21 protein-coding genes and 1 tRNA gene are annotated in these 26667 nt (G+C 72.6%); 16 read left to right on the top strand and 6 right to left on the bottom strand.

The features are described 5' to 3' along the window. Positions 1–211 precede the first annotated feature (211 nt). From SVTN_RS14475 to SVTN_RS14430, 10 genes are all read left to right on the top strand, one after another. A complete protein-coding gene (locus SVTN_RS14475) occupies positions 212–1087 on the top strand; it encodes an FAD binding domain-containing protein (protein ID WP_041129472.1) in 876 nt (291 codons plus the stop codon). Continuing rightward, positions 1084–2430, top strand: coding sequence for a (2Fe-2S)-binding protein (locus tag SVTN_RS14470; RefSeq protein WP_041129471.1), 1347 nt, complete (start codon positions 1084–1086; stop codon positions 2428–2430). The genes SVTN_RS14475 and SVTN_RS14470 overlap by 4 nt, the downstream gene beginning before the upstream one ends. Beyond that, positions 2427–4733, top strand: a complete 2307-nt coding sequence (locus SVTN_RS14465) for a xanthine dehydrogenase family protein molybdopterin-binding subunit (RefSeq protein WP_041129470.1) — start codon at positions 2427–2429, stop codon at positions 4731–4733. Before SVTN_RS14470 ends, SVTN_RS14465 begins: the two co-directional genes overlap by 4 nt. A gap of 119 nt (positions 4734–4852) precedes the next feature. Continuing rightward, positions 4853–5323, top strand: a complete 471-nt coding sequence (locus SVTN_RS14460; RefSeq protein WP_052499113.1) for a hypothetical protein — start codon at positions 4853–4855, stop codon at positions 5321–5323. A 92-nt stretch (positions 5324–5415) separates the two neighbouring features. Further along, positions 5416–6891 (top strand): hypothetical protein, encoded by a 1476-nt coding sequence (locus SVTN_RS14455; protein WP_245727540.1) that lies wholly within the window; start codon positions 5416–5418, stop codon positions 6889–6891. 17 nt (positions 6892–6908) lie between these two features. Continuing rightward, positions 6909–8141: a type VII secretion-associated serine protease mycosin gene (gene mycP, locus SVTN_RS14450; protein WP_041129468.1), complete on the top strand. Its 1233-nt coding sequence runs from the start codon at positions 6909–6911 to the stop codon at positions 8139–8141. 49 nt (positions 8142–8190) lie between these two features. Further along, on the top strand, positions 8191–8613 hold the full coding sequence (locus tag SVTN_RS14445; RefSeq protein WP_041129467.1) for a hypothetical protein: 423 nt from the start codon (positions 8191–8193) through the stop codon (positions 8611–8613). A gap of 35 nt (positions 8614–8648) precedes the next feature. Then, positions 8649–10967 carry a DUF6571 family protein gene (locus SVTN_RS14440; RefSeq protein WP_041129466.1) on the top strand — a complete coding sequence of 773 codons (2319 nt, stop codon included), beginning with the start codon at positions 8649–8651 and terminating at the stop codon, positions 10965–10967. A 5-nt stretch (positions 10968–10972) separates the two neighbouring features. After that, entirely contained in the window at positions 10973–11632 is a 660-nt protein-coding gene (locus SVTN_RS14435; protein WP_245727539.1) for a hypothetical protein, read from the top strand. Positions 11633–11644: 12 nt separating this feature from the next. After that, positions 11645–12298 (top strand): hypothetical protein, encoded by a 654-nt coding sequence (locus SVTN_RS14430; RefSeq protein WP_041129464.1) that lies wholly within the window; start codon positions 11645–11647, stop codon positions 12296–12298. 12 nt (positions 12299–12310) lie between these two features. Here SVTN_RS14430 and SVTN_RS14425 read toward each other — a convergent pair whose 3' ends face one another. The 5 genes from SVTN_RS14425 to SVTN_RS14405 form a co-directional block, all read right to left on the bottom strand. Beyond that, positions 12311–14422, bottom strand: a complete 2112-nt coding sequence (locus SVTN_RS14425; protein WP_041129463.1) for a protein kinase domain-containing protein — start codon at positions 14420–14422, stop codon at positions 12311–12313. A gap of 52 nt (positions 14423–14474) precedes the next feature. After that, positions 14475–16643: a protein kinase domain-containing protein gene (locus tag SVTN_RS14420; protein ID WP_052499112.1), complete on the bottom strand. Its 2169-nt coding sequence runs from the start codon at positions 16641–16643 to the stop codon at positions 14475–14477. An 8-nt stretch (positions 16644–16651) separates the two neighbouring features. After that, entirely contained in the window at positions 16652–17587 is a 936-nt protein-coding gene (locus SVTN_RS14415; protein ID WP_041129462.1) for a serine/threonine protein kinase, read from the bottom strand. Positions 17588–17922: 335 nt separating this feature from the next. After that, positions 17923–18309 (bottom strand): hypothetical protein, encoded by a 387-nt coding sequence (locus SVTN_RS14410; RefSeq protein ID WP_159026450.1) that lies wholly within the window; start codon positions 18307–18309, stop codon positions 17923–17925. A gap of 155 nt (positions 18310–18464) precedes the next feature. Beyond that, positions 18465–18539 (bottom strand) — tRNA-Cys (locus SVTN_RS14405). Between the two features lie 181 nt (positions 18540–18720). Here SVTN_RS14405 and SVTN_RS14400 point away from each other — a divergent pair. The 5 genes from SVTN_RS14400 to SVTN_RS14380 all read left to right on the top strand — a co-directional run bounded on the left by SVTN_RS14400 (position 18721) and on the right by SVTN_RS14380 (position 23890). Continuing rightward, the gene (locus tag SVTN_RS14400; RefSeq protein ID WP_041129460.1) at positions 18721–20193 is read left to right on the top strand and encodes an MFS transporter; all 1473 of its coding nucleotides are present in this window, start codon (positions 18721–18723) and stop codon (positions 20191–20193) included. Between the two features lie 130 nt (positions 20194–20323). Beyond that, a complete protein-coding gene (locus SVTN_RS14395; RefSeq protein WP_107072799.1) occupies positions 20324–20512 on the top strand; it encodes a hypothetical protein in 189 nt (62 codons plus the stop codon). Continuing rightward, positions 20509–20901 carry a type II toxin-antitoxin system death-on-curing family toxin gene (locus SVTN_RS14390; protein WP_041129458.1) on the top strand — a complete coding sequence of 131 codons (393 nt, stop codon included), beginning with the start codon at positions 20509–20511 and terminating at the stop codon, positions 20899–20901. The genes SVTN_RS14395 and SVTN_RS14390 overlap by 4 nt, the downstream gene beginning before the upstream one ends. A gap of 120 nt (positions 20902–21021) precedes the next feature. Next, positions 21022–22818 (top strand): DEAD/DEAH box helicase, encoded by a 1797-nt coding sequence (locus tag SVTN_RS14385; RefSeq protein ID WP_041129457.1) that lies wholly within the window; start codon positions 21022–21024, stop codon positions 22816–22818. 430 nt (positions 22819–23248) lie between these two features. Next, a complete protein-coding gene (locus SVTN_RS14380) occupies positions 23249–23890 on the top strand; it encodes an IclR family transcriptional regulator (protein ID WP_041129456.1) in 642 nt (213 codons plus the stop codon). A gap of 566 nt (positions 23891–24456) precedes the next feature. On the opposite strand, the gene SVTN_RS14375 is transcribed toward SVTN_RS14380, so the two are convergent. After that, positions 24457–25407: an ArsR/SmtB family transcription factor gene (locus tag SVTN_RS14375; RefSeq protein ID WP_041129455.1), complete on the bottom strand. Its 951-nt coding sequence runs from the start codon at positions 25405–25407 to the stop codon at positions 24457–24459. Between the two features lie 98 nt (positions 25408–25505). On the opposite strand from SVTN_RS14375, the gene SVTN_RS14370 reads away from it, so the two are divergent. Beyond that, positions 25506–26645 carry an alpha/beta hydrolase family protein gene (locus SVTN_RS14370; RefSeq protein ID WP_041129454.1) on the top strand — a complete coding sequence of 380 codons (1140 nt, stop codon included), beginning with the start codon at positions 25506–25508 and terminating at the stop codon, positions 26643–26645. Positions 26646–26667 lie beyond the last annotated feature (22 nt).

Here is a 26667-nt window from a genome sequence, read left to right as displayed (position 1 = left end):
CGGAAGTTACCGTCGCAGCCAGGGCGTCCCGGACGGAACAGTCCTTCGCGGACCCTCGCGCCGGACTCCTCGGAAGATGTGCCAGAGTTGCCACGTCCGGCCTGCGAGCACGTACGGTACGCCCACACGCAGGCGCGTCGTACCGCCGCTCGCAGGCGCGACGACCGGGCAACAGTCGGGGACCACCGGGACACCGGGAAGGGGCAGCGGGTTGACCACGCACGCACCACAGACGGCGCAGTCCGTGACGCTGCCCGCCTCGCTCGACGAGGCCGTGGCGGCACTCACGGCCATGCCGGCCGCCGTGCCCGTCGCCGGCGGCACCGACCTCATGGCCGCCGTCAACAAAGGCCAGCTCCGCCCCGCCGGACTCGTCGGCCTGAGCCGCATCAACGAGATCCGCGGCTGGCAGTACCAGGACGGCCACGCCCTCCTCGGCGCGGGCCTCACCCACGCCCGGATGGGCCGCCCCGACTTCGCCGCCCTCATCCCGGCCCTCGCCGCCGCCAGTCGCGCGGCCGGGCCGCCCCAGATCCGCAACGCCGGCACCCTCGGCGGCAACATCGTCACCGCCGCGCCCACCGGCGACTCGCTGCCGGTCCTCGCAGCCCTGGAGGCCGACCTCGTCGTCCTCGGGCCGCTCGGCACCCGCGAGATCCCCGTCTCCCACCTCCTCGCGGGCCGCGACCTGCTCGCCCCCGGCGAGCTCGTCGGCTTCGTCCGCGTCCCGCTGCTCCACGCCCCCCAGGTCTTCCTCAAGGCCACCGGCCGCACCGGCCCGGCCCGCGCCACCGCCTCCGTCGCCGTCGTCCTCGACCCGGCCCGGCGCGGCGTGCGCTGCGCGGTCGGCGCCGTCGCGCCCATGCCGCTGCGCCCGCTGGAGGCCGAGCGCTGGATCGCCTCGCTGGTGGACTGGGACAACGACCGGGGGCTCGCCCCGGAGGCGCTCGCGGCCTTCGGCGAGTACGTCGCCGCCGCCTGCATCCCGGACCCGCCGGGCGACGAACAGTTGCCCCCGGCCGTACTGCACCTGCGGCGCACCGTCGCCGCACTCGCCCGACGGGCACTGGGGAGGGCACTGGCATGAGCGACGCGCACAAGGGTCAGACGGGCGGCTGGGAGCCGATCCCGCAGAGCGAGGGATACGACGGCGACGCGACCGCCTTCGTCCAGCTGCCGCCCGACTTCATGCTGGACGGCGTGCCCCTGGAGGCGCCCGGCCACGGCTACGTACCGCCGATGATCACCCCGCTCCAGCCGCTCGCCCCGAGCGCGGCGACGGACCCGGCGGCGACGGGCACCTGGACGGTGCACGTCCCGACGGAGGCGGAGCAGACGCAGTACTTCGAGGGCGAGACGTTCCAGGGCGAGACGTTCCAGGACGTCGAGCACTTCCAGCCGCCGGCGTACGTCGAGCACGCCGTCGAGCACGTCGGCGAGCACGTGGCCGAGTACGACGGGCAGGACCCGCACGCGACGGCCGAGTGGCGCTTCGAGGAGTCCACGGGCCAGTGGCAGATCCCGGCCGAGCCGGAGGCATCCGTCCCGCCCGCCTCGCCCACCCCGCTCGCCTCGCCCACCCCGCTCGCCTCGCCCGCCTCGTACGCCGAGGCTCCGGTGACGCTGCCGGGCGGCGCGCCCGCGCCCTGGGCGCTCCCGGAGGAGCCGGTGGCGGAGGAGGCCGCGGAGGCCTCGGAGGCCGCCGGGACGGACGCCGCGGAGGAGGTTCCGGAGGCCGTACAGGAGCCCGCTCCCGAGGCCGTGCAGGAGCCCGCTCCCGAGGCCGTGCCGGAGGCCGTACAGGAGGAGGCCCCGACAGCCCCCGCCCCCGTCGCGCCGCCCGTCGACGCCTCCACGGACAGCGACGAGCACCCCCACACCTCGTACACCCTGCGGGTCAACGGCACGGACCGGCCCGTCACCGGTTCCTGGATCGGCGAGTCGCTGCTCTACGTCCTGCGCGAGCGCCTCGGCCTCGCCGGGGCCAAGGACGGCTGCTCGCAGGGCGAGTGCGGCGCGTGCAACGTGCAGGTCGACGGCCGGCTCGTGGCCTCCTGCCTGGTGCCCGCGGCGACCGCCGCCGGGAGCGAGGTGCGGACGGTCGAGGGCCTCGCGGTCGACGGCGAACCCTCGGACGTGCAGCGGGCGATGGCCAAGTGCGGCACCGTCCAGTGCGGCTTCTGCATCCCCGGCATGTGCATGACCGTGCACGACCTCCTGGAGGGCAACCACGCCCCCACGGAGCTGGAGGGCCGCCAGGCCCTCGCCGGCAACCTCTGCCGCTGCTCCGGCTACCGGGGCGTGCTCGACGCCGTCCGGGACGTCGTCGCCGAGCGCGAGGCCGCCGCCGCGGCCACCGCGCCCGAGGCCGCCGACGAGATCCCTGTCCCGCACCAGATTCCCCACGCGCACGACGGAGGCATGGCGTGAGCAGCGACGCGACCACCGCCGCTCTGGACACCCCCGGTCAGGAGCAGCCCGCCGCACACGGCCTCGGCACCTCGCTCCCGCAGGCCGAGGCGCGGGCGAAGACCGAGGGCACCTTCCCGTACGCCTCCGACCTGTGGGCCGAGGGGCTGCTCTGGGCCGCGATCCTGCGCTCGCCGCACCCGCACGCCCGGATCGTGTCGATCGACACGACGGCGGCGGAGGCCATGCCGGGCGTACGGGCCGTGGTGACGGCCGCCGACGTGCCGGGCGCGGCGACGTACGGGCGCAGGGTCGCCGACCGGCCCGTCTTCGCCTCCGACCTGGTCCGGCACCACGGCGAGGCCCTCGCGGCGATCGCCGCCGACCACCCGGACACGGCGCGGCTCGCGACGGCGGCGATCGCCGTCGAGTACGAGATCCTCGAACCCGTCACGGACCCGGAGAAGGCGTTCGCGGCGGAGCCGCTGCACCCCGACGGGAACCTGATCCGGCACATCCCGCTGCGCTTCGGCGACCCGGAGGCGACGGGCGAGGTCGTCGTCGAGGGCCTGTACCGGATCGGCCGGCAGGACCCGGCGCCGATCGGCGCGGAGGCGGGTCTCGCGGTGCCGCGCCCGGACGGCGGGGTGGAGATCTACACGGCGTCCACGGACCCGCACACGGACCGCGACCTGGCGGCGGCCTGTTTCGGCCTGCCCCCGGAGCAGGTGAAGCTGGTGGTCACCGGGGTCCCGGGCGCGACGGGCGACCGCGAGGACCCGGGCTTCCAGATCCCGCTGGGCCTGCTGGCCCTCCGCACCGGTTGCCCGGTCAAACTGACCGCCACGCGCGAGGAGTCCTTCCTCGGCCACGCCCACCGCCACCCCACCCTGCTGCGCTACCGCCACCACGCGGACGCGGAGGGGCGGTTGGTGAAGGTGGAGGCGCAGATCCTGCTCGACGCGGGCGCGTACGCGGACTCGTCGTCGGAGTCGCTCGCGGCGGCGGTGGCCTTCGCGTGCGGCCCGTACGTGGTCCCGCACGCCTTCGTGGAGGGCTGGGCGGTCCGTACGAACAACCCCCCCTCGGGCCACGTCCGGGGCGAGGGCGCGATGCAGGTGTGCGCGGCGTACGAGGCCCAGATGGACAAACTGGCGGCGAAGCTGGGCGTGGACCCGGCGGAGCTGCGCATGCGGAACGTGATGGCGACCGGCGACATCCTGCCGACGGGCCAGACGGTGACGTGCCCGGCCCCGGTGGCGGAACTCCTCGCAGCCGTGCGGGACTTCCCGCTCCCCTCCCTGCCCAAGGACACCCCGGAAGACGACTGGCTGCTGCCCGGCGGCCCCGAGGGCGCGGGCGAACCCGGCGCGGTGCGGCGGGGCGTGGGCTACGCGCTCGGCATGGTGCACATGCTGGGCGCGGAGGGCACCGACGAGGTGTCGACGGCGACCGTGCGGGTCATGGACGGGGTGGCGACGGTCATCTGCTCGGCCGTGGACACGGGTTCGGGCTTCTCGACGCTCGCCCGCCAGATCGTCCAGGAGACGCTGGGCATCGACGAGGTCCACGTGGCCCCCGTCGACACGGACCAGCCGCCGGCGGGCCCGGCGGCCCACGGCCGCCACACCTGGGTGTCGGGCGGAGCGGTGGAACGAGCGGCGAAGATGGTCCGCACGCAGCTACTCCAGCCGCTGGCCCACAAGTTCGGCATGTCGACGGAGCTGCTCCAGATCACGGACGGCAAGATCACCTCGTACGACGGCGTCCTGTCGACGACGGTCACGGAGGCGATGGACGGCAAGGAACTCTGGGCCACGGCCCAGTGCCGCCCCCACCCCACGGAGCCGCTGGACGAGTCCGGCCAGGGCGACGCCTTCGTCGGCCTCGCCTTCTGCGCGATCCGCGCGGTGGTGGACGTGGACATCGAACTCGGCGCGGTACGCGTGGTGGAGATGGCCGTCGCCCAGGACGTCGGCCGCGTCCTGAACCCCGCTCAGCTCACCGCCCGCATCGAGGCGGGCATCACCCAGGGCATCGGCGCGGCCCTCACGGAGAACCTCCGCACGGCCCGCGGTCTGGTCCGCCACCCCGACTTCACGGGCTACGCACTCCCGACATCACTGGACGCCCCGGACATTCGCATCGTGAAACTCGTCGAGGAACGCGACGTGGTGGCCCCCTTCGGCGCGAAGGCGGCGAGCGCGATCCCGGTCGTCACCTCGCCCGCCGCAGTGGCCTCAGCGGTGCGCGCGGCGACGGGCCGCCCGGTCAACCGCCTCCCGATCCGCCCCCAGGCGGCGGTCGCCGTGCCCAATTCGTAACCATGTGATGTCCGTTGCTTGTGCAACCCGGAGGTGCGGACTGTCGTCGTTCCTGACTACAGTGGACTTCTTGACTTGTGCCGTTGACGGCATGGTGGGTTCACGGGGGAGGAGCGGGTATGCGAGCCGAACTGGAGGGCATGACGTCCGGGATGCGGACGCAGGCCGTGAAGTACAGCGCCGACTCCATGCAGAAGTTCAAGCAGGGCGTCGAGGACCTCATCACGCAGCTCAAGGGCTCCGACGCGAGCGCCGGAAAGCTGAAGGCCGACCCGGTCAGCCGCACCCAGTTCGGCGGGGGCGGCGCGGCCTGGAGTGAGGCCCAGAGTGCGTACACCGCCTACGACGAGGTCCTGGGCAAGCTGGTGCAGCTCTCCGGGCTGCTCAACGACTGCCTGGAGGGTCTGGGTATCGCGGTCGTCGCCTCGAAGAACGGCTTCGAGGAGATGGACGACGACATCAAGCGCAAGATGATCCAGATCCATCAGCGGACGTACGACGCCAAGCAGAAGGCGGACAAGGAAGCGGGCCGCAGCGAGGTGGGCAGCGAAGGCAGCACGGGTGTAGAGGGCGACAGCTCCCTCAAGTAGGCGGGCGCGGACGGAATTTCGGGGACACGGGGAAGAGGCGAGAGATGAGGCCTGCAGAGGGCGGCGGTGGCGGAGGGACCAACTTCCGCAGCATGAAGCACGAGCAGATGCTGGCATGGCTGGACGAGGCCAGCAGCTACAACGTCGGCGAGGCGGCACGACGACTGGCGACGGCGGCAACCCAGTTGGAGAAGATCGCCAACGAACTCCGCACCGCCATGCACGGCATGGACTGGGAGGGCGAGGCCGAGAAGGCCTTCGTCGAGTGGGCGACCAACGTGGCCAACTCGACCACCGGGCTTGCCGACTACAGCGAGCGTGGATCCAAGTGGATGTCGGAGAACGCCTCCGCCATCTCCGTCGCACAGAGCGCCATCCCCCGGTACACCTCCCACGAGGCGGCCAAGGCGAACCTGCAGGCCGCCCAGAAGTACCACAACGACCCCGACTCGCAGACTATCGCCCGCAACGCCCGGAACCAGATGTCCCCCAGCGAGGAGCTGGCGGCCATCGAGGCGAAGGAGCGGGAGAACCAGCAGGCGGCGGCGGCCGAGATGGAACGTCTCTCCCAGGCGTACCAGTGGTCGAGCTTCCACATGGGGAGCACGGAACCGCCGACGTTCCCGCCGCCGCCGGGGGCGTTCGTGCCGGCCGACACGGGCAAGTACGGGCGCGATTCCTCGTACATCGGCTCCACGCCGCAGAGTGACAACCGCTCCACCGGTACGGACACGAGCACGGGAACGCACACGAGCACGCACACCACGCGCTCGCAGCCGGACACGCACTCCACGATCGACACGACGACGGCCCCGCCGACGGGCGACCCGACCGGGCCGACGCACGTCATCAAGCCCGAGGTCCGGCCCGACACTCCCGCGGACCTGGGCATCGACAGCGTGAAGACGCCGCCGAAGCCGGACATCACCGTGCCGACGACGCAGCTTCCGGGCGGCCCGCCGCCGGTCACCAAGCCGGACGGCGGAATGCCTCCCCTCGTGACCCCCGGCATGCCTCCGCTGACCGTGAAGGGCGGTCCGGGTCCCCTGGGCCCCACCTCGCCCCTCACCGGCGGCACCGGCACCCCCCGCGGCCCGCAGACCGGCGGCCTCCGCACCGGGCCCGGCATGCCCCGCGAAGGCATCAGCGGTGGCCGTCAGGTCCCCAGCACCACGGGCCGGCCGCAGACCGGCATCCCGCGCAGCACCGTGATCGGCAACGAGCCCAACGGACAGAACCGGACCGGCATGGGCCGCGGTATGGGCCGTGGCATGGGCGGCGCCCACGGCATGGGCGGCCCCACGGGCGGCCCGGCCGGTCAGAACGGCATCAGCGGCGGCCGCCGCCTCGCCGGCGAGGCCGGCGGCGTCGTCGGCGGCAAGGCGCAGCGCGCCGGAGCCGCGGGCGGCGGGAAGCCCTTCACGGCCGGCGGCTCCGGACTCGTGCGCGGAAACGCCGCGAAGCCCGGCGAGCGCGAGGAGCAGAACGGAGAGCGTCCCGACTACCTCGTCGAGGACGAGGAGACCTGGCAGCAGGGGCGCCGCGTGGCGCCGCCCGTCATCGACTGATCAGCGCGAGGAAGCAGATGCGTACCAGCAGTATTCGTCGGAGCCGTGCACGGGTCACCGCCTCGGCCGCCTTGGGGATGCTGCTGGTGGGCATCGCGTCCGTCCCCGCCCACGCGGAGAACTTCCGCTCCCAGCAGTGGCACCTGGACGCCATGGGCGCCGAGGAGATCTGGCAGCTCAGCACCGGCAAGGGTGTCACCGTCGCGGTGATCGACACCGGCGTGGACAAGAGCAATCCGGATCTTCGGGGCCAGGTACTCGAAGGCAAGGACCTTGCGCCGCAGGAGTCGGGCGATGAGTTCACCGACTACGACGGTCACGGTACGGGGATGGCGGGCCTGATCGCCGGTACCGGAGCGAGGGACAGCGGGAGCGGGGCCTTCGGCTTGGCGCCGGGCGCCAAGATCCTGCCGGTGCGCGTTCCTGGGCTCCAGGGGGGCGACGTCAACATGGTGGAGGGCAGCGAGAGGTTCAACCGCGTCATTCCGCAGGCGATCAAGTACGCGGCCGACTCCGGTGCCAAGGTCATCAATCTGTCCCTGGGGAACAACGAAGGCTCGCAGGCACTCACCGATGCGGTGAAGTACGCGCTGGACAAGGGATCTCTCGTTTTCGCCGCCGTCGGGAACAACGGCGACAAGGGGAATCCGGTCAACTACCCGGCGGCGACCCCCGGTGTGGTCGGTGTCGGTGCCGTGGACCAGAAGCTGACGCACGTCCCGTTCTCCGAGCACGGCCGCCAGGTCGACATCGTTGCCCCGGGCCAGGACATGGTGCACGCCTGTGGCGGCGGCACGGGCATGTGCAAGTCCAAGGGCACCAGTGAAGCCACCGCCCTCGCCTCTGCCGCCGCTGCTCTGCTCTGGTCGAAGCACCCCGACTGGACCAACAACCAGGTCCTGAAGGTCATGCTCAACACGGTCGCCAAGCCCAAGGGAGGCGAGAAGCGCAGTGACTTCATCGGCTACGGCGCCATCCGTCCGCTCCGTACGCTGAAGACGCCCGGCGACCCCGGTCCCGCCGACGTCCGGCCCATCGACGACCTCGCCGAGACCGCGACACCGTCCGCTTCCGCCTCCGGCTCGGCGGATCCGGCCCCGTCGCAGTCCTCCGCCGCCCCGGCCCCCGCTCCCCAGGCCGCCGCCGAAGACGGCGGCAACACCGGTCTCTGGATCGGCCTCGGGATCGGTGCTGCCGTGCTGATCGGTGCCGCCGTCGCCGTACCCGTACTCCGGTCGCGGCGGGGCTGAGTCCCACCCCCTGCCGTCGACCGTCCGTAACTCACTCATGGGGAAGTAGATGTCGTTCGACGAGGAGTGGAGCCAAGTCCGCAGCGAGGCCGCGGCGATGAGGCTCAACAGCGTGCCCATGGACCCCGGCGGCGGTGGTGGCGGCGGGGCCAGCGACTACAAGGTGACCTCCGCCGACCTCAAGGCCATCGGCAACGAGGCCCAGGAGCTCTTCCACTGGTTCGAGCGGGACGCCTTCCACGCCGGCGCCCAGACCGACGCCGCGGCCAAGAGCCTCGACGGAGACGGGTTCCTGACCGGTTCGGCGATGTGGACGATGTGGAGCACCTGGCGCGACCAGGCAGAGGCGCTCCTCAGCGCCTGTGCGCACATCCACAACCACCTGGAAGACACCGTCGTCAGCCATACCAACCACGAGGAATCGCTGATCACGAACTTCTCCATGTCCGAGATCGACAAGCACTTCAAATGAGCCGGGCCGGTAACGACGGCTGACGAGGGAAACAGATGCTGAAGTTCGACCAGGTCCTCCACGCCCACCTCGGCGGCCTCAAAGAGGCTGTCACCGTCTGGTCGGAGACGGTGTCCAAGCTGGAGAAGAGCAAGGAGAAGGCGGAGACCGGCCTCCAGGGCAAGGCCGACAAGGCCGACTGGAAGGGCGAGAACGCCGGTGTGACGCAGGCGTTCGTCCGGAAGACCGCCAAGGAGTTCGGTGACGCGCTCACCGAGGCGAGCAGCATCCGCAACATCCTGCGGGACGCGGAGAGCGAGTTCCAGGCCGCCAAGACCGAGCTGGAGAAGCTCGTGGCGGAGGCCCCCGGCAAGGGCATCCGCATCGACCAGGACGGTGTCGTCAGCTATCTGATCCACCCCGACCGCCGCGCCAAGGACTACGACGGCCCCAAGCCCGAGCAGGCCGACTTCGAGGCGATGCGTTCGGCGATCAAGGCCGCGATCGACCGGGCGAACAACGCCGACGACGTCGCCTCCCGAGCCCTGCGCGGACTCGTCGGCAGCGACAATATGAACTTCTCCGGCACGAACTACGACTCCCTCGCGTCCGCCTCGAAGGCGCAGGACGCCGAGGACGCGCACGCCGCCTACGAGCTGTACAAGAAGGGCGACGACGCCACCCCCGAGGAGATCGACAAGCTCAACGCCCTCTTCAAGGCCAACCAGAAGGACCCGTACTTCGCCGAGAAGTTCGCCCTGGAGGTCGGTCCGAAGGGCAGCATGGAGTACTGGGCCGACATGGGAGACCCCAGCGACGGCTCCCGGCTCGGCGTCGACCACCGCGACAAGCTCAAGGAACTCCAGACGAACTGGAGTCTGACGCTCGCCACCGCGACCCATTCCACGAGCCCCGAGATGGAGCAGTGGAAGGCCGACGTCATCAAGGCCGGCAGCGAGCCGATCCAGACGCGCGGCACCAGCCCGTACGGCTTCCAGGTCATGAGCAACCTCATGCGCGTCGGCGACTACGACGACAAGTTCCTCAAGGACTACGGCAACGGACTCGTCATCACCGAGCGGAAGATGACGGGCGACGGCCGGCTGCCCGCCGACCGGGCCTGGCACCAGCTGACCGGCGGGCCGAGCCACCTGAACTGGATGGGCGGCGACCTGGGCAACGACCCCATGGTCGGCTTCATGGAAGGCCTCGGGCACAACCCCAAGGCGTCGACGGACTTCTTCAACGGCGACATCGACCTCACGCCCGAGAACACCAAGGACGACAAGAAGCTCGACCCGTTCGACTACTTCACCAAGGACCGCGAGTGGCCCGAGGAGATCAACGACAAGGGTGACCGCACCAAGGAGCCCGGCTACAACGCGCTCGGCCACGCCCTGGAGTCCGCGACCACCGGCCACCCGTACGACGCCGACCCCGAGGGCCTCAAGGACGTACGGACCAAGGAGAACGCCGAGGTCATGCAGAAGGTCGTCGAGCGGTACGGCGACGACCCGAAGTACATGCACCGGCAGCCGGGCATCGACGACAGCCTCGGCAAGATGGGCGCCGCGTACATCGACGAGCTGAACCGCTCCCTGGAGACGGACAGCGACACGACGATGGAGGAGAAGAAGAACTCCCCCTTCGGTTTCAACGACGGCAAGGGCGGGTCGCGGTTCGGCTCCGAGTTCGACACCGGGCTGCTCTGGAACCGCGGCGACGCCGTCAACTTCATGGGCATCGTGTCGCAGAGCGAGACCGGCCACTCCACCCTCTCGGCGGCCGAGTCGCTGTACACGACGAGCGTCCTCGACGAGGTCGGCCCCAAGCCCGGCTCCACCTTCGACGACCGGGACCTCACCGACGCGCGGACCACGCTGCGGATCGGCTCGGAGGCGCAGGGAATCCTCGACGAGTCCCGTATGGCGCAGATCGACAAGGACTACGAGCACGACTCCGACGAGCACAAGAAGGCCGTCGGCCGGACGACCGAATGGGTCAAGTTCGGCGTCGGCGCGGCGGCGGCGGGCGGCGTCGCGGTTCTGACCGGCGGCGCCGGTGGCGTACTGGTACCGCTGGCCGCCGAGACGGTGGGCGGTGCGGTGACGACCGTCATCGGCATGGAAGCCGACGACATGTCGGAGAAGTACGAGAAGGACGAGCTGCTGAAGAAGAAGTCGGACGACCTGTCGGACGAGGCGCTGGCCATGGGCAAGGAGAACTCCCTCCGCCCCGGCATCGCCTACGCGAACGCGCCCGGCTGGAGCGAGAAGGACCGCAACTACCTCGACGAGGAGCTGGTCAAGTACGTCCGGGACTCGCGCATGCACGCCCGCGACAACTCGCTGCCCGACCCGTACGAGAAGAAGTGACGCACATGCGGTCTGCACTGGCACGAATCGGTACGGCCGTGACCGTCGCCGCCCTCCTGGCGGGCTGCTCGGGCGGCGGCGGGGAATCCACGGCGGAACCGGAGGGCCTGACGGCGGCCGAGGCCTGCGGCGGCTTCGCCAAGGACGCACCGGTCTCGGCGGCGCTCAAGGGCGTTCTGGGCGGCGACCGTGTCGAGGACAACCTGTCGAAGCCGGAGAAGGCGGTCGAGAGGGTGCGTGAGGACGCCGCCGCGCCGTGGGCCGACTCGTACCGGCCGCAGCCGGTGACGTACTGCGGCCTCCAGTCCGCCGAGGAGGCGTCGCAGAACCTCAAGATCGAGGTGAACGCGGTGGGGAAGGGTCCGTACCTGGGCCCGGAGCTGGCCAAGAAGGTGACCTCGTACACCTCCGGACTCGAGGCCTTCACCTCCTCCACCGTCGGCCACGTCTACTTCAGTTGCCGCCTCAAGGCGCCCGCCCACGAGATCGTCGTCGAGACGACCGTCTGGGGACCGGCGGGTGTCCCGGACACGGACCTGGAGCAGCGCACCCGCCTGATCACCCTCGCCAACGCGGCGGCCCGGCAGGTCTCGGCGAAGCTGGGCTGCCAGGGGGAGGACGGGCTGGCGACCGGGGTGCCTGCGCGCGCTGCGGCGGTCTCCTGAGAGAGTCGTTCCATGCGCACCACCACAGTCCACAGGATCGTGCTTCCGGTCGCCGCCCTCGCGCTGGCGGCGACCGGCTGTGCGAAGGGAACCGACGACGACACCGCCGCCAAGGGGCAGGCCGCCACGGAGGTCTGCGGTGGATTCGCCAAGGGGCCCGGTGTGGCCCCGGCTCTGGAGGCCATCGAGGGCAAGGGCGTCCGGCTGACGGGCGACCGGTCCGAGCCGGACAGGGTCGTCAGCGAGCTGCGGAAGGCCGCGCGGACGCCGCAGAGCGGCAAGAAGCGCATGACGGGCATCCCGTTCTGCACCCTGGAGACGGCCGGGGACGAGAAGAACGTCCTGAGCATCACCCTCAGGGAGGCCCTCGCCGTCCCCGGGAGCGACGCCTCGAAGGACCTCGTGACGGCCTACTCCACGGGTCGCCTCGCGACCTCGTCCGACCTCTACGCCTCGATCTACTTCACCTGCCGGATGCCGGCGCCGGCCCATGCGATCGTCCTCGACGCGGAGCTGGAGCGGGCGGACGAGAACGAGGCCGATCACGCCGGCGTCAGGGACGAACAGATCGTTCTTGCCAATGCGGCGGCTCGGCAGGTCGCGGGCGCGTTGGGGTGCGGGGACACCCGGCTGGTCGAGGGCGTGCCGGCGAAGGCGCGGTCGTAGGGACGGGGTCCCTCACTCGCCGTAGACCGGCATGGCCGCGATCCTTCCGCCGCGTGCGATGAAGACGCGGTGGGCGTCGCTGACGAGCTGGTAGGGACCCTCGCGCTTCATGGTCACGGTGAAGAGCTTCTTGTGGGTGGTCTTGTTCACCACCCGGACGGCGCTGTCATCCGGTTCGGGCAGCCAGACCGTCATGCCTTCCACCGCGGGGGCGGTGAGGGTGCCGGTCGTACTTCCCATCTCGCCCATGACCAGCATCCACTCTGTGCTCGAGCGGCCGGTATCGGCGACGCTGCCGAACCGGTAGGCCACGTAGCCGTCGACGGCCACGACGAACTCGCCGTCGGCGGTGGGGCTGGCCCAGCCCAGCTGCGGGTTGCCGAAGTTTCTGGACTCCTCCTTCCACAGGAAGCCTCCGTCGTCGAGACGCCTGGCCATCAGACCGGGGCCGCCGAGGTAGACGGTGTTGCCGCTGATCGAGGGGGCCTGTCCGTGCGTGCCTTGGCCTTTGAGCTTCCACACGGTCTCGGCCGTCGTGGTGTCGAGGACCTCGACGTGGCCGTCCCGACCGTGGATCACGAGCCGCTTCCCGCCCGTTGCCGCCTTCGCGGGGCCGCTCGGGGAGCGCGGGGACGCCATCGGGCGGGCCCAAGAGGTCTTGAGCGTCCAGGCGTCGACGGCGCGCAGCTCGTTGTCCTTCGTCACCAGGTAGACATGGGTGCCGTCCGCCGCGAGGACGTAGTCGACGTCGGACTGGGTCTGCCAGACGGGCTTGCCGGTGGAGGCTACGAACGAGTTCAGGACGCCCTTTTCGTCGACGCCGACGACGAGCCGGTCGGCGACGGAGACGAATCCGGCAGCCGCGTCGGTGTCCTTGGCCCGCCACCGCTCCTTGCCGTCCGTGACGGACAGGGCGAGCAGGTCGCCCGTCTTCGCCTGCACGATCAGCACGTCCCGTACCGGCAGCGGGAGGTGCCCGCTTGGCGCGATGACGTCGAGGGGACCCCACAGCGGCTCCGGTGCTTTGTCCGGTTCGCTGTCGATGAGGGAGACGAAGGCCGCCTCGGGGGCCGCGACGGCCGGCGGCACATCGGCGGTCGGGGACTTCTCCCGGTTCAGCCACCAGGCTCCGGCCCCGCCGCCCGCGCCGAGCACGGCCACTCCGACCGCCGTCATGGTGAGGAAGCGGCGGCGGGACGGGGTGGAGGAGGCGGGTACAACGGTGTCGGCGGGCGCCACCAGACGTTTCGTGGCTGTCTCGCGCCGCTTGATGTCCTCCGCCAGCGGTCCCTTGCGCCACGCGCGGTCGGCACCCTTCGGCGGGGCGAAGGCCTCCGCCACCTGCGGGGGCGCCGGGCGGAACGCCGGGTCTTTCGACAAGCACGGGCCGATCAGTTGCTGGAGCTCCGGCGGCACCAGGCTCAGGTCCGGGGTGCCGTGCACGACCTCGTACTGGACCGCCGCCACGTGCGCGCCGTCGAAGGCGCGCCGGCCGCTCGCCGCGTACGCGAGGACCGCGCCGAGCGAGAAGACGTCCGAGGCCGGTCCGACGCGCTGCCCGAGGACCTGCTCGGGGGCTCCGTAGCCCGGCGTGACCGGGATCTGTCCTGTCGTCGTGAGCGTGAGGCCGTGCTCGGGGCGCGCGATGCCGAAGTCGATGATCCGGGGGCCGGTGGAGGTGAGCACGATGTTCGCGGGCTTGAGGTCGCGGTGGACCAGACCCGCCACGTGGATGTCGTGCAGGGTGCGTGCGAGTTGGGCGGCGAGGGCGCGGACCGTCGGTGCGTCCATCGGGCCGTACGTGCGGACGGCCTCGTCGAGCGTCGGACCGGCGAGGAACTCGGCCGCGATCCACGGCCGCCCGCCCTCGGTCTGCGCGCCGAGGACCCGTGCAACGCCCTTGCTGGTGACGGCCCGCGCCATGTCGGCCTCGCGGACGAACCGCTGCGCGAGGTGCTGGTCGTGGGCGAGTTCGGGGCGCAGGACCTTGACGGCTGCGGGCGCACCGGAGCCGTCCCGGCCGACGTACACCTTGCCCATGCCGCCCTCGCCGAGGACGCCGAGGAGCCGGTACGGGCCGAGCCGGAGCGGGTCGCCGGTGGCGAGGGGCTGTGTCGTCGTCACGGGGTTGCTTTCCGGTTCGTGGTGGATCGGAGGTCTGGCGGTGGGGTGTCGCTCAGGCGAAGGGGAAGGCCACGACGGACGACGCCCCGGCCCCGATGATCCGGGTCCGGGAGTTGTCCACGACGTACCGGCTGGCCTCCGCCGGGAAGACCCAGGCCGAGCGGTGGGTCACGCGGTCGACCGCGCTCAGGCCACCCAGGACGGGTGCGTACACGTACTTCGGCCCCACCACCGGGACCACGCGGAGGTCCGGGGTCAGGCTGCGGCCGGACGCTTTCTCCTCCCAGCGCTTGGCGCCCCTGTCGGCGGTGACGGTCACGAGCCCGCGGCCGGCCTCGTTCGCGTGGACGAGACCGTCCGAGACGGCGGGGATCCCGTAGGCGGAGCCGCTGCCGTACTCCCAGGCGACACCGCCGTCGCTGAGGCGCAGCGCCCGGAGGCGGTCACCGCCGAGGTAGAGGTGCCGGTCGTCAGTGATGAGCTGACCGGGCTTGAAGAACATGGACTCCTGCAGCGGGACGCTCCGCCGCCACAACTGGCGACCGGTGCGTAGATCCCTCGCCTGAACGTCGAAGGACACCAGGTCGTCGCTGTTCTTGCCGAGCACCAGCCGGTCGCCGACGATCCGGGACAGCCAGGGCCGGACGTTGCCCCATGCATGCGCCTGGCGCCAGATCTCCCGGCCCGTGCGCAGGTCGATCGCGAGCAGGTGCCAGCCGAGCTCCCGCTCCTCGAGGGGGTCTGTGTGTCGGCCGACACGTGAGGCGGCGATGAGGCGTCCGCCGGCGGCGGTGAGGAGCCGCGTGCCGAAGAAGGAGCCGTCGAAGCCCTTGATCTCGATGGTCCGGGCCGCCTCCTTGTCGGTGCGGGGTGCGAGCGTCCGGATCTGCAGGACGCCGGGGCCCTCGGTGGGGCCGGTGGAGGCGTAGAAGAATCTGCCGTCGCTGGTCATCTGCTGGGGCTCGAACACGATCACGTCGTCCCAGAGGACCTTGCCGTTGCGCGTGTCGAAGGCGCGGTAGGAGCCCGTCTGCGCGACTCCCACGACGTCCCCGGCGAGGAGCTGGGTGGTCTTCTCCTCGCGGTCCAGGGACTCCCCACGCCACAGCGCCGCCGGCGCCCCGTCCGAGGCGGTCGTCGCGGGGATCGCCGTCGGGCCGGCAGCGGGCGGGTTGGCATCGCCGTCCCGCGAGCCCAGCCACGCCCACACCCCGCCGCCCGCCGCCGCCACGCCGAGGAGGGCTCCTCCGCCCGCCGAGAGCAGGCGGCGACGAGAGAGCGGGGTGCTCGGAACGGTCTCGGCCACGGCGGCGCCCGTCGGCGCCGGCAACCGGTGGGGCGCGTGCAGCCAGACGTCCGTGGCCCGGCGGGCGATGTCGGCCAGGAGCAGCGGCGGCAGGTGGTCCGCGAAGTCGCCGTGCCCGTCGTGGAGGTGGTCCATCAGGGTGCGGGTGGTGGGGCGGGCGGCCGGGTCCTTGGACAGGCAGGCCGTCAGGAGGGGGATGAGGGGCTCCGGTACGCCCGTCAGGTCCGGTTCCGCGTAGCGCACGCGGTAGAGGAGGTCCGCCGGGGAGCCCTTGCCGAAGGGGCCGTGGCCGGTGGCGGCGAAGACGAGGACGCCGGCCAGGGCGAACACGTCGCCCGCCGGGGTGTGTTCCTCGCCGCTCGCCTGCTCCGGCGACATGAAGGCGGGCGTGCCGGCCGCCGCTCCCGTACGGGTGAGGTGGTCGTCGCCGGCCGCGCGGGCGATGCCGAAGTCGATGATCTTCGGGCCGTACGCGGTGACGAGGACGTTCGAGGGCTTCAGGTCGCGGTGGACCACGTCCGAGGAGTGCAGTTGCGCGAGGGCCCCGGCGAGCGCGGCGCCGAGGGCGCGGACGGTCGGTTCGGGGAGCGGGCCGCCGAGGGCGACGGCCTCGTCGAGCGGCGGGCCGAGGACGTACTCGGTGGCCAGCCACGGCGTCTCGGCCAGCGGGTCCGCGTCGACGACCGCCGCGCCGTGCCGCGCGCCGATGATCCGCGCCGCGTCCGTCTCCAGGCGGAAGCGGGTACGGAAGGCGGGGTCCGTCGCGAGCCGGGCGTGCACCGTTTTCAGGGCGACCGTACGGCCGCCGGGGGTGCGCGCCAGATACACCGTGCCCATGCCGCCGGAGCCGAGGCGGGCGAGGAGACGGTACGTGGCGACGGTGGCCGGGTCGTCGTGGGTCAGGGGCGACAGCATGAGGTCAGTCAGGTCCGGGAGGAGGTGTCGGATGAGGTGTCGGTGGGGAGTTCGGCCGCCAGGAGTTCCGAGGACTGGCGGGCCAGCGCCGCCACCACCCTCCCCGGCAGCCAGCCGGGGGCGAGCAGGGTGCCGGCCGAGTTCAGGACCGTCCCGTGCGTGGTCGGCGGCGCCAGGGCCGTCATCAGGGCGGCGGCGGTCGGGCGGTCCGCCGGGTCGCGGGCCAGGCAGGCGGAGACGATCGGCCGCAGGGCGGGCGGGAGTTCGTCACGTTCGGGGACCGTGTGACCGGTGGCGGCGTACGCGAGGACCGCGCCGAGCGCGAAGACGTCACCCGGCGGGCGTGGCCGGCCGCCCGACGCCTGCTCGGGGGCGAGCGCGCCCGGGTCGAGGCCCGGCAGGCCGGTGCGGGCCTCCCCGTCGGCGCAGGCCGCCCGTACCGCCCCGAAGCAGGTCAGCCGGGGGCCGTCGGCCGTGAGCAGGGCCGCGGCGGGGGAGACCCCGGCGTGCGTGAGGCCCTGCGCGTGCGCGGCGGCGAGCGCCTCGGCGAGGGCGGCGCCCACGGCCCGTACGGTCGGTTCGGGCAGCGGGCCGCCGTGGACGGCGAGGGCGACGGGGAGGGGGAGGGCGGGGACGTACGGGGTCGCGTACCAGGGCGTCTCGCCGGGGACGGTCGGGTCCGCCGGATTCGCCAGGTCCGCCAGGTCCGTCACCGGGGCGATCCAGGGGCCGAGGAGGCGGCGGGCGGCGTCGGCCTCCGCGGCGAAGCGGGCCGGGTCGGCGCCGGGCAGGGGGGCGCTCAACAGGACCGTACGCCCGCCGTCCTGCGTACGGGCGATGAACCGACGGCAGGGAACGGCGGGGCTCGGCGGGTCGAGGCGGGTGATCAGCCGGTACGGGCCGATCCGGCGCGCGGATTCCTCCCGCGTGCGCGACTGCTCCACGTGTACGTCCCCCCGTCGTTCCGGCGCCCCGTGACGACGGGGGCGGGACGAGCCTATCGAGGCGGGGGAGCGGGGCCGTGGCCGGGAGCTGTCCCCTGCGGCCGGTCGGGGGGCGAGGACGTCCGGGCTGTCCGAGTTGCGAAGGTGAAGTGGACCTGCGCACGCGGTGGTGAGCTCGAACCGGCGGCTTTTCCTTGCGGGAAGCGCTCGAACGGACGCTCGGGGACCAGGGTTGCGGTTCGCCCCCGGGCGCGGAGCTTGCTGGGGCGAAGCCGGAACGACCACCGTGCCGGAGAAGCTGCTGCCCTGAGGGCGCGGGGAGCGGTGGGCGGTGCTCAGTCCTCGGCCGTCTCGGCGGCCGGGGACAGCTGGGACAGGAGCAGGGTCGTCGCGCGGGTGATCAGGGCCGCGAGGAGGATCGTCGCGAGGCCGTCGACGTGCAGGTGGGAGATCTTCGGGCCCAGCCAGGAGAGCAGCCACCAGATCAGGGCGTCCTGGGCGAAGCCGGCGAGGCCGAAGACCAGGAGGGCGGGGAGCGGGGCGCGGCCCGAGGGGCCGATGAAGATCAGCTGGGTGAGGACCACCATGACGATGGTCGCCATCAGGACGGACTGGACCGTGTCCAGGGTCTCCGTACCGGCCAGGGTGATGCCGGGCAGCAGGCCGCAGGCGAGGCCCACGCCGATGAGGACGCCGAGTCTGCGTCCGGCTTGAGGGTGCATGCGCGGACTGTGGCACACCGTGCGGCGCGTTGTGAAGATCCTATGAGGAAGATCGCTTGGAGCCTGGATCCTGGAGTTTGGAGCCTGGAGTTTGGAGCCTGGATCCTGGATCCAGAAGTTTGGATACAGGCTTCAGGATCCAGGCTCCAGGAGCTTGGAGACCGTGGCGGGAATTGAACCCGCGTAACTCGCTTTGCAGGCGAGCCCCTCAACCACTCGGGCACACGGTCGTGCGGTGCAACGAGTACGACCGTAGGGCGGGGGCCGGGAGGGGCTCAAGGGTTCCGGGAGGCGCGCCATACGACTGCCACACCGCCGCAACAATCCGCTCGTGGTCGTAGGACCGAAGGTCGAGGAGGAGCGGGACTCCTGACAGGAGCCAACCCCGCGATCACCTCTTACTCTGGGGGAATGAGCGCCCTCGAACCCCGCGACGCCGACGTCGCCCCCACCCCCGGACCCCCTGCCGCACCCGGCGACACCAAGGGGTCCGTCCTCGACCCGGCCCACCGGGCGCTCAGCATCGGCATGGTCTCCGTCGTCCTGCTCATCGCCTTCGAGGCGACCGCCGTCGGCACCGCCATGCCCGTCGCCGCCCGCGAGCTCGACGGCATCCCCCTCTACGCCTTCGCCTTCTCCGCGTACTTCACCACCAGCCTCTTCGGCATGGTCCTGGCCGGCCAGTGGTCCGACCGGAGAGGCCCGCTCGCGTCCCTCACCGTCGGCATCAGCGCCTTCGCCGCCGGACTGCTCCTCTCCGGGACCGCCGGTGCCATGTGGCAGTTCGTCCTCGGCCGGGCCGTGCAGGGGCTCGGCGGCGGCCTCGTCATCGTCGCCCTGTACGTGGTCGTCGGCCGCGCCTACTCCGAACACCTCAGGCCCGCGATCATGGCCGCCTTCGCCGCCTCCTGGGTCATCCCCTCCGTCGTCGGACCCCTCGCCTCCGGAACCGTCACCGAGCACCTCGGCTGGCGCTGGGTCTTCATCGGCATCCCCGTCCTCGTCGTCTTCCCGCTGGCCCTCGCCCTCCCCGCGATACGCCGCACCGCCTCCGGCCCCGCCGACCCGTCCGCGCCCGCCGTCCCCTGGGACCGGCGCGGGATCCTGCTGGCCCTCTCCATCTCGGCCGGCGCGGCGCTCCTCCAGTACGCCGGCCAGGAGCTGCGCGTCCTGTCCCTGCTGCCCGCCGCGGCCGGGCTCGCGCTCCTCGTGCCCGCCGTCCGCGGACTGCTGCCGCGCGGCACCTACCGGGCCGCCCGCGGACTGCCCTCCGTCATCCTGCTCCGGGGCGTCGCCGCCGGGTCCTTCATCGCCGCCGAGTCCTTCGTCCCCCTGATGCTGGTCTCCCAGCGCGGCCTCAGCCCCACCCTGGCCGGCTTCTCCCTCGCCGCCGGCGGCCTCACCTGGGCGCTCGGTTCCTGGATCCAGTCCCGGCCGTGGACGGAGCCGTACCGGGAGCGGCTCGTCGTCCTCGGCATGGTCCTCGTCGCGCTCGCGATCGCCACCGCGCCCAGCGTGCTCATCGCCTCGGTGCCGGTGTGGACGCTCGCGGTGGCCTGGGGCTTCGGCTGCCTCGGCATGGGCGTGGTGATCGCCTCCACGAGCGTGATCCTGATGAAGCTCTCCGCCCCGGAGGAGGTGGGCGCCAACTCGGCCGCCCTCCAGATCTCCGACGGCCTCTCCAACGTCCTGCTGCTCGCCGCCGGCGGCGCGGCCTTCGCGGCCCTCGGCGGCGGCGCGGTGGGCCACGCGATGGACGCCGGCGCCACCACCGGCTCCCACCCGGCCGCCTTCGCGGCGGTCTTCCTGCCGATGGCAGGGGTGGCGGCGGTGGGGGCGTGGGTCGCGACGCGGCTGCGTGCGGCCGGGGGCGGCGCGGCGTAAATCCGTTGTGACTGGGGCGCGCGGCGTAGATCCGTCGCGGCTGGGGGCGCGCGGTGTAAATCCGTCGCGACCGAGGACGCGCGGCGTAAATCCGTCGCCGCCGGTGCCGCTGTCCCTCTACCTTCCCGGTATGCGTGAGATGACCGTTCCGGTCGGTGACGGGTTCGCCGATCTCGCCGATGCCCTGGGGCTCACCCCGGAGGAGCTGGCCGCCGAGGCCTGTGACCGCGCCGTGCGCGCCGAGGCCCACCAGGTGTGGGATCAGGCCCTGCGCCTCGCCAAGCTTCACGACTCCCTCCTGAGGAGGCTCGGCGAATGAACGCTGCCACCCCCACCCGCTTCCTCACCGTCGCCGAAGTCGCCGAGATCGCCCGGTTCGCCTTCACCGGCGACGGCGTGCCCGAGCTGCGGGCGCCCGGACTCCTCGCGTCCGCCGTGCACCGACCGCGGGCCCGGATGATGGGGCAGAGCGCGTACGGCGACGTGTACGAGCAGGCCGCCGCGCTGCTCCACGCCCTCGCGACGAACCACCCCTTCGTCGACGGGAACAAGCGTGCGGCCTGGCTCTCCGCGGCCACCTTCCTCGCCGTCAACGGAGTCGATCTCGCCGACGCCGACCTCGACCGGGCATACGACCTGGTCATCGCCGTCGCAGGCGGCGAACTGGCGGACATTGCGGACATTGCGCGCCGGATCCGGGAGCTGTGAGGACCGTCTCAAGCGCACCCGCCACGCCTTCGCGCGGGGCGGGTCGCGACGCCCACACCGGTAAGGTGGCCCGGTTGTCATATCTGGACTGTCATTTCGTGACGAGCGTCGAACCCGGAGATCGTGACTACCACCGCCACCTCCTCCCATCACCTTTCTCCCGCCTTCCCCGGACGGGCCCCCTGGGGTACCGCCGGCAAGCTGCGCGCCTGGCAGCAGGGCGCGATGGAGAAGTACATCCAGGAACAGCCCCGTGACTTCCTCGCGGTCGCCACGCCCGGCGCAGGCAAGACCACCTTCGCGCTGACCCTCGCCTCATGGCTGCTGCACCACCACGTCGTGCAGCAGGTCACCGTCGTCGCCCCCACCGAGCACCTCAAGAAGCAGTGGGCGGCCGCGGCGGCGCGGATAGGCATCAAGCTGGACCCCGACTACAGCGCAGGGCCGCTGAGCAAGGAGTACGACGGGGTAGCGATCACCTACGCCGGTGTCGGCGTGCGGCCCATGCTCCACCGCAACCGCTCCGAGCAGCGCAAGACCCTCGTCATCCTCGACGAGATCCACCACGCCGGAGACTCCAAGTCCTGGGGCGAGGCCTGCCTGGAGGCCTTCGAGCCCGCCACCCGGCGCCTCGCCCTGACCGGTACGCCCTTCCGGTCCGACACCAACCCGATCCCCTTCGTCACGTACGAGGAAGGGAACGACGGGATCCGGCGGTCCTCCGCCGACTACACCTACGGCTACGGGAACGCCCTCGGCGACGGCGTCGTCCGGCCGGTCATCTTCCTCTCCTACAGCGGCAACATGCGCTGGCGCACCAAGGCCGGCGACGAGATCGCCGCCCGCCTCGGCGAGCCGATGACCAAGGACGCGATCTCGCAGGCCTGGCGCACCGCCCTGGACGCCAAGGGCGACTGGATGCCGAACGTCCTGCGCGCCGCCGACCAGCGGCTCACCGAGGTCCGGAAGTCCATCCCCGACGCCGGCGGCCTCGTCATCGCCTCCGACCAGGACTCGGCCCGCTCGTACGCCAAGCTGATCCGCGAGATCACCGGCACCAAGGCCACCGTCGTCCTCTCCGACGACACCGGCGCCTCGAACCGCATCGACGAGTTCAGCGAGAACAACGACCGCTGGATGGTCGCCGTCCGCATGGTGTCCGAGGGCGTCGACGTCCCCCGCCTCGCCGTCGGCGTGTACGCGACGACCATCTCGACCCCGCTGTTCTTCGCCCAGGCCGTGGGCCGCTTCGTGCGATCCCGCAGGCGCGGCGAGACCGCGTCCGTGTTCCTTCCGACGATCCCCAGCCTCCTCGGTTTCGCCAACGAGATGGAGGTCGAGCGCGACCACGTCCTCGACCGGCCGAAGAAGGCGGGCGAGGACGAGGACCCGTACGCCGAGTCCGAGAAGGAGATGGCCGAGGCCGAGCGCCAGCAGGACGAGGACACCGGCGAGCAGGACATGCTGCCCTTCGAGGCGCTGGAGTCCGACGCCGTCTTCGACCGCGTGCTGTACAACAGCGCCGAGTTCGGCATGCAGGCCCACCCCGGCAGCGAGGAGGAGCAGGACTACCTCGGCATCCCCGGCCTCCTCGAACCCGACCAGGTCCAGCTGCTCCTCCAGAAGCGCCAGGCCCGGCAGATCGCGCACAGCCGCAAGCGGCCGGACACCGAGGCGGACCTCTTGGAGCTTCCGGCGGAGCGGCGTCCCGTCGTTTCCCACAAGGAGCTGCTCGAACTGAGGAAACAGCTCAACACGATGGTCGGCGCGTACGTCCACCAGAGCGGCAAGCCCCACGGCGTCATCCACACCGAGCTGCGCCGGGTGTGCGGCGGACCGCCGAGCGCCGAGGCGACGGCCGGACAGATCCGCGAACGGATCAAGAAGGTCCAGGAGTGGGCCACGCGCATGCGGTGAACCGTTCCGGCTCCTACCTCTTGCCGTCTGGCTCTGATCGAGGCCCGTACGCCGGAGCGCGTACGGGCCTCGGGCGTTCCGTGGGGACGGAACGGGCACGGAGACCGGCCCCCACGGACGGCCTCCGGCCGCCTCCACGCTACGGGCACGACATAGCCGATCTTGTCCGCCAAAGTCCTTCGTCCGACCGACGAAGGTCCCGAACCGTCTCGTTCCGGTCGCCGACGCCCGGATTCTGGACGAGGTCTTCCGCTGAGCGGAGCTCGCCGCTACTGTCCCGGCTCACAAGCAATCGCCCCGTGGCAGCGCCGCCGCGGAGCGCAGCCGGTGTACCCCTTCCTGCCGGCGGCCTCTGACGTGCGTCGCCGCGGGACCGGCGCCGCAACTCCGTGAGAGATCCGCCGCCACTCACCTCGAAGGAGAGGGCGTCGTGACCGCGGAGACCTCCCAGACGCTCGACCGGGGACTCAGAGTCCTCAAACTGCTCGCCGATACCGACCACGGCCTGACGGTCACCGAGTTGTCCAACAAACTCGGTGTCAACCGGACCGTGGTCTACCGGCTCCTCGCCACGCTGGAGCAGCACGCCCTGGTCCGCCGCGACCTCGGCGGGCGCGCCCGCGTCGGCCTCGGAGTGCTACGGCTCGGCCGACAGGTCCACCCCCTGGTACGGGAGGCCGCGCTGCCCGCGCTGCGCTCGCTCGCCGAGGACATAGGGGCGACCGCCCACCTGACCCTCGTCGACGGGGCGGAGGCGCTCGCGGTCGCGGTCGTCGAACCGACCTGGACCGACTACCACGTCGCCTACCGGGCCGGCTTCCGGCACCCGCTCGACCGGGGCGCTGCCGGCCGGGCGATCCTCGCCGCCCGCCAGGGCGGACTGACCGAGCCCGGCTTCACCCTCACCCACGGCGAACTGGAGGCCGGCGCGAGCGGTGCCGCGGCGCCGCTGGTCGGCGTCACGGGCGTCGAGGGCAGCGTCGGCGTGGTCATGCTCGCGGACGCGGTGCCGGAGCGGGTGGGGCCGCGGGTGGTGGACGCGGCCCGAGAGGTCGCCGACGCGCTGCGCTAGAGCGCGCGGCAACGGGCTCTACTGGGCGCCCCGCCGATACGGGCCCACGCCCGCTGGCGCCGCCCCTCGCACGGGCCCGCGCCTTGCTGGGCGGTGCCCCGCCCGGGCCTTCGCCCCGCCTGTGTGGGCCCGCGCCCGTACGGGCGGCGCCCTCCGCCCACCCCGCGTGGGCTCGCGCCTTGCTGGGCGGCGCCCGCGCCCGGGGCTTCGCCCCGCCTGGGTGAGCCCGCGCCCGGATGGGCGGTGCCCTTCGCCGCCCGCCGTGTGGGCAATCGTCCCGCTGGGGCGGGACGGGTGGGCACACGGGACGGCGCCCCCAGCCGGGCCTAGGCTTCCGCGCCTGGACCCGCACCGGTGGGCGGCGCCGAGTTCCCGTGCCTGGGCCCGTACCCCGTGTGCGGCGCCGTCGTGGGGTTGTGCCCACCCGTTCCGCCCCGGCGGAACGCATGCCCACAACCCGGCCCGGCCAGGACGCAGGCCACCACCCGGGCCGGCGGGAGCGCGGCCCGCAACCGGTGCGGCGAGTCGGCGGGCCGCAACCGGTGCGGGTGTGCCCGTAGCTCGGGTTACTGCGGGGTCAGTAGGGCGCCCAGGGCCGTTGTCGCGTGGTGGACCGATCTGCCCGTGCGGGTCGTCGTGAGGAGGCCCGCCGCCCGAAGCGCCCCCGCGTGCGCCGACGCCGTCGCGTTGCTGACGCCCAGGCGCCGGGCCAGTTCCGTCGTCGTGCAGGGTGACGTGAGGGCCCGCAGGAGTTCCGCGCGGGTCCGGCCCAGGACCCCGGCGAGGGCGTCCTCGCCGGACGCGGCCGGAGGGGCGAGCGGCAGGCCCCCGCCCGCCGGGTACGCCAGGACCACCGGCCGGTCCGGGAGGTCCTGGACCAGCGGGCCGCCCCGCCAGTGGAAGGTCGGGAGGAGCACCAGGCCCCGTCCGGCCAGGTGGACGTCACGAGGAGCGGCGTCCGGCCACTCCCAGGTGTCCTCCCGCAGCCCCGGCGACAGGGTCTCGAGCGCCCCGCCCAGCCCCCGCTCCGCCACCGTCAGCGCGTGCCGCGTGAACTCCGCCCGGTGCAGGTCCTGGACCAGCGGCCACACCGGCGCGAGGACCGTCTCGTACGCCGCCCGCTGCGCCCGTTCCAGCACCCGCCACGCCTCCGCGCTCCCGGCGTGCAGGTCCCGGATCCACGGCGGTACGGGCGCCCGCCCCGTCGCGTACACCCGCTCCAGTTCGGACCGTACGAACTCCGGCCGGGCCGACCGGATCAGTTCGAGGCCCTCCTCCCGCGTCTCGCCGAGGACGTCGAGGAAGTACGGGGCCACCCCGCCCGGCACCAGGTCCGCGAGCGGCTCGGCGGCGGCCGGCAGGGCGCGCAGCAGCCTGCCCCGCCAGCGGCCGAAGAGCAGCTCCTCGTGCGGGGCGCCCAGCATCAGCAGCGCGGCGTGCAGCTCGGGCACGGGCGACGGCCGGGGCGCGAACCGCACCCGGGTGAAGTCCTCCGCCGTGAAGTGGATGCGCAGCAATCCTCGGCCTTTCCCCGTGCGTTTCCCCCGTGCGCCAGCCTTTCGGGTACGGGCTGAACCTTCGCGGCCCGCCCCGCCCCGCCCCCAGGATGCCGTGCATGACACCGCATCCCGCACCCCATCCCGCACCCAGCCGCCGTACCGTCGCCAAGGGCGCCCTCCTCGGTGCCGCCGCCCTCCTCCTCGGAGCCGGCCCCGGAGCCGCCCGGGCGGCGGACGGACCGGCCGGGCTCCGGCTGCCCGCGCCCACCGGCCCCCACCCCGTCGGCCTCCGCACCTTCGTCCTCACGGACACCTCCCGCCACGACCCCTGGGAGCCCGCCGCCGTACGCGAGGTGAAGATCAGCGTCCTGTACCCGGCCCGTACCGTCCGCGGCTTCCCGCGCGCCCCGCAGCTCACCCCCGACGAGGCCGGTCTTTTCGCCGTCCTCGCCTCCCATGTGCACCCCGGGCTCCCCGAGGCCGGCGTCGACTGGGGCGCGGTCCTCACCCACGGGCACGTGGACGCGCCCCCGCTCCCGGGGCGCCGCCCCGTGCTGGTCTACACGCCGGGCGGCGGCGACTCCCGCACCCTCGGCACGACCCTCGCCGAGGACCTCGCGAGCCACGGCCGGATCGTGGTCCTCGTCGACCACCCGGGCGACGCCAGCCAGGTGGAGCTGCCGAGCGGGATGCGCTGGACCGTCCTTCGGGGGGACCCGGACCCGGCGACCTTCCGCACCATGATCGACACCCGGGTCGCGGATCTCCGCTTCCTCCTCGACCGGCTCGGCGGCCTGCCTCTCGCCCCCGTCATGGACCTGCGCCGGATCGGCGTGTACGGGCACTCGGCGGGCGGCACCGCCGCCGTCCACGCGCTGGCCTCCGACGACCGGATCGCCGCCGGCGTCGACCTGGAGGGGTACCTGGACCTCGATCCGGAGCTCGTGGCGGGTCTCGACCGGCCGCTGCTCATGTTCCGCACGGACGGATTCGAGCACGCCGACCGTCTCGAACGTTCCTGGGCCGGGCTGCCCGCCCGCCGCGTCCTGCTGACCGACGCCAACCACTGGATCTTCAGCGACTACGCCCACCTCGTCCCGCAGCTCCAGGCCGCCGGCCTCGTCACCGCCGAGGTCAGGGCCGCGCTCGTGGGGGCCGGAGACCCGGCGGCGGCGACGGCCCGCGTACGGCACGGGCTGCGGTCCTTCTTCGACCGCCATCTCCCGGTGGCCCGGCCCCGGCGCGCGTCCCAGTAGAGCCGCCACCTCCCGGTGGCCC

The organism is Streptomyces vietnamensis (assembly GCF_000830005.1).
Classification (GTDB): Bacteria; Actinomycetota; Actinomycetes; order Streptomycetales; family Streptomycetaceae; genus Streptomyces; species Streptomyces vietnamensis.
This window is presented reverse-complemented; position numbering and strand designations above follow the sequence as displayed.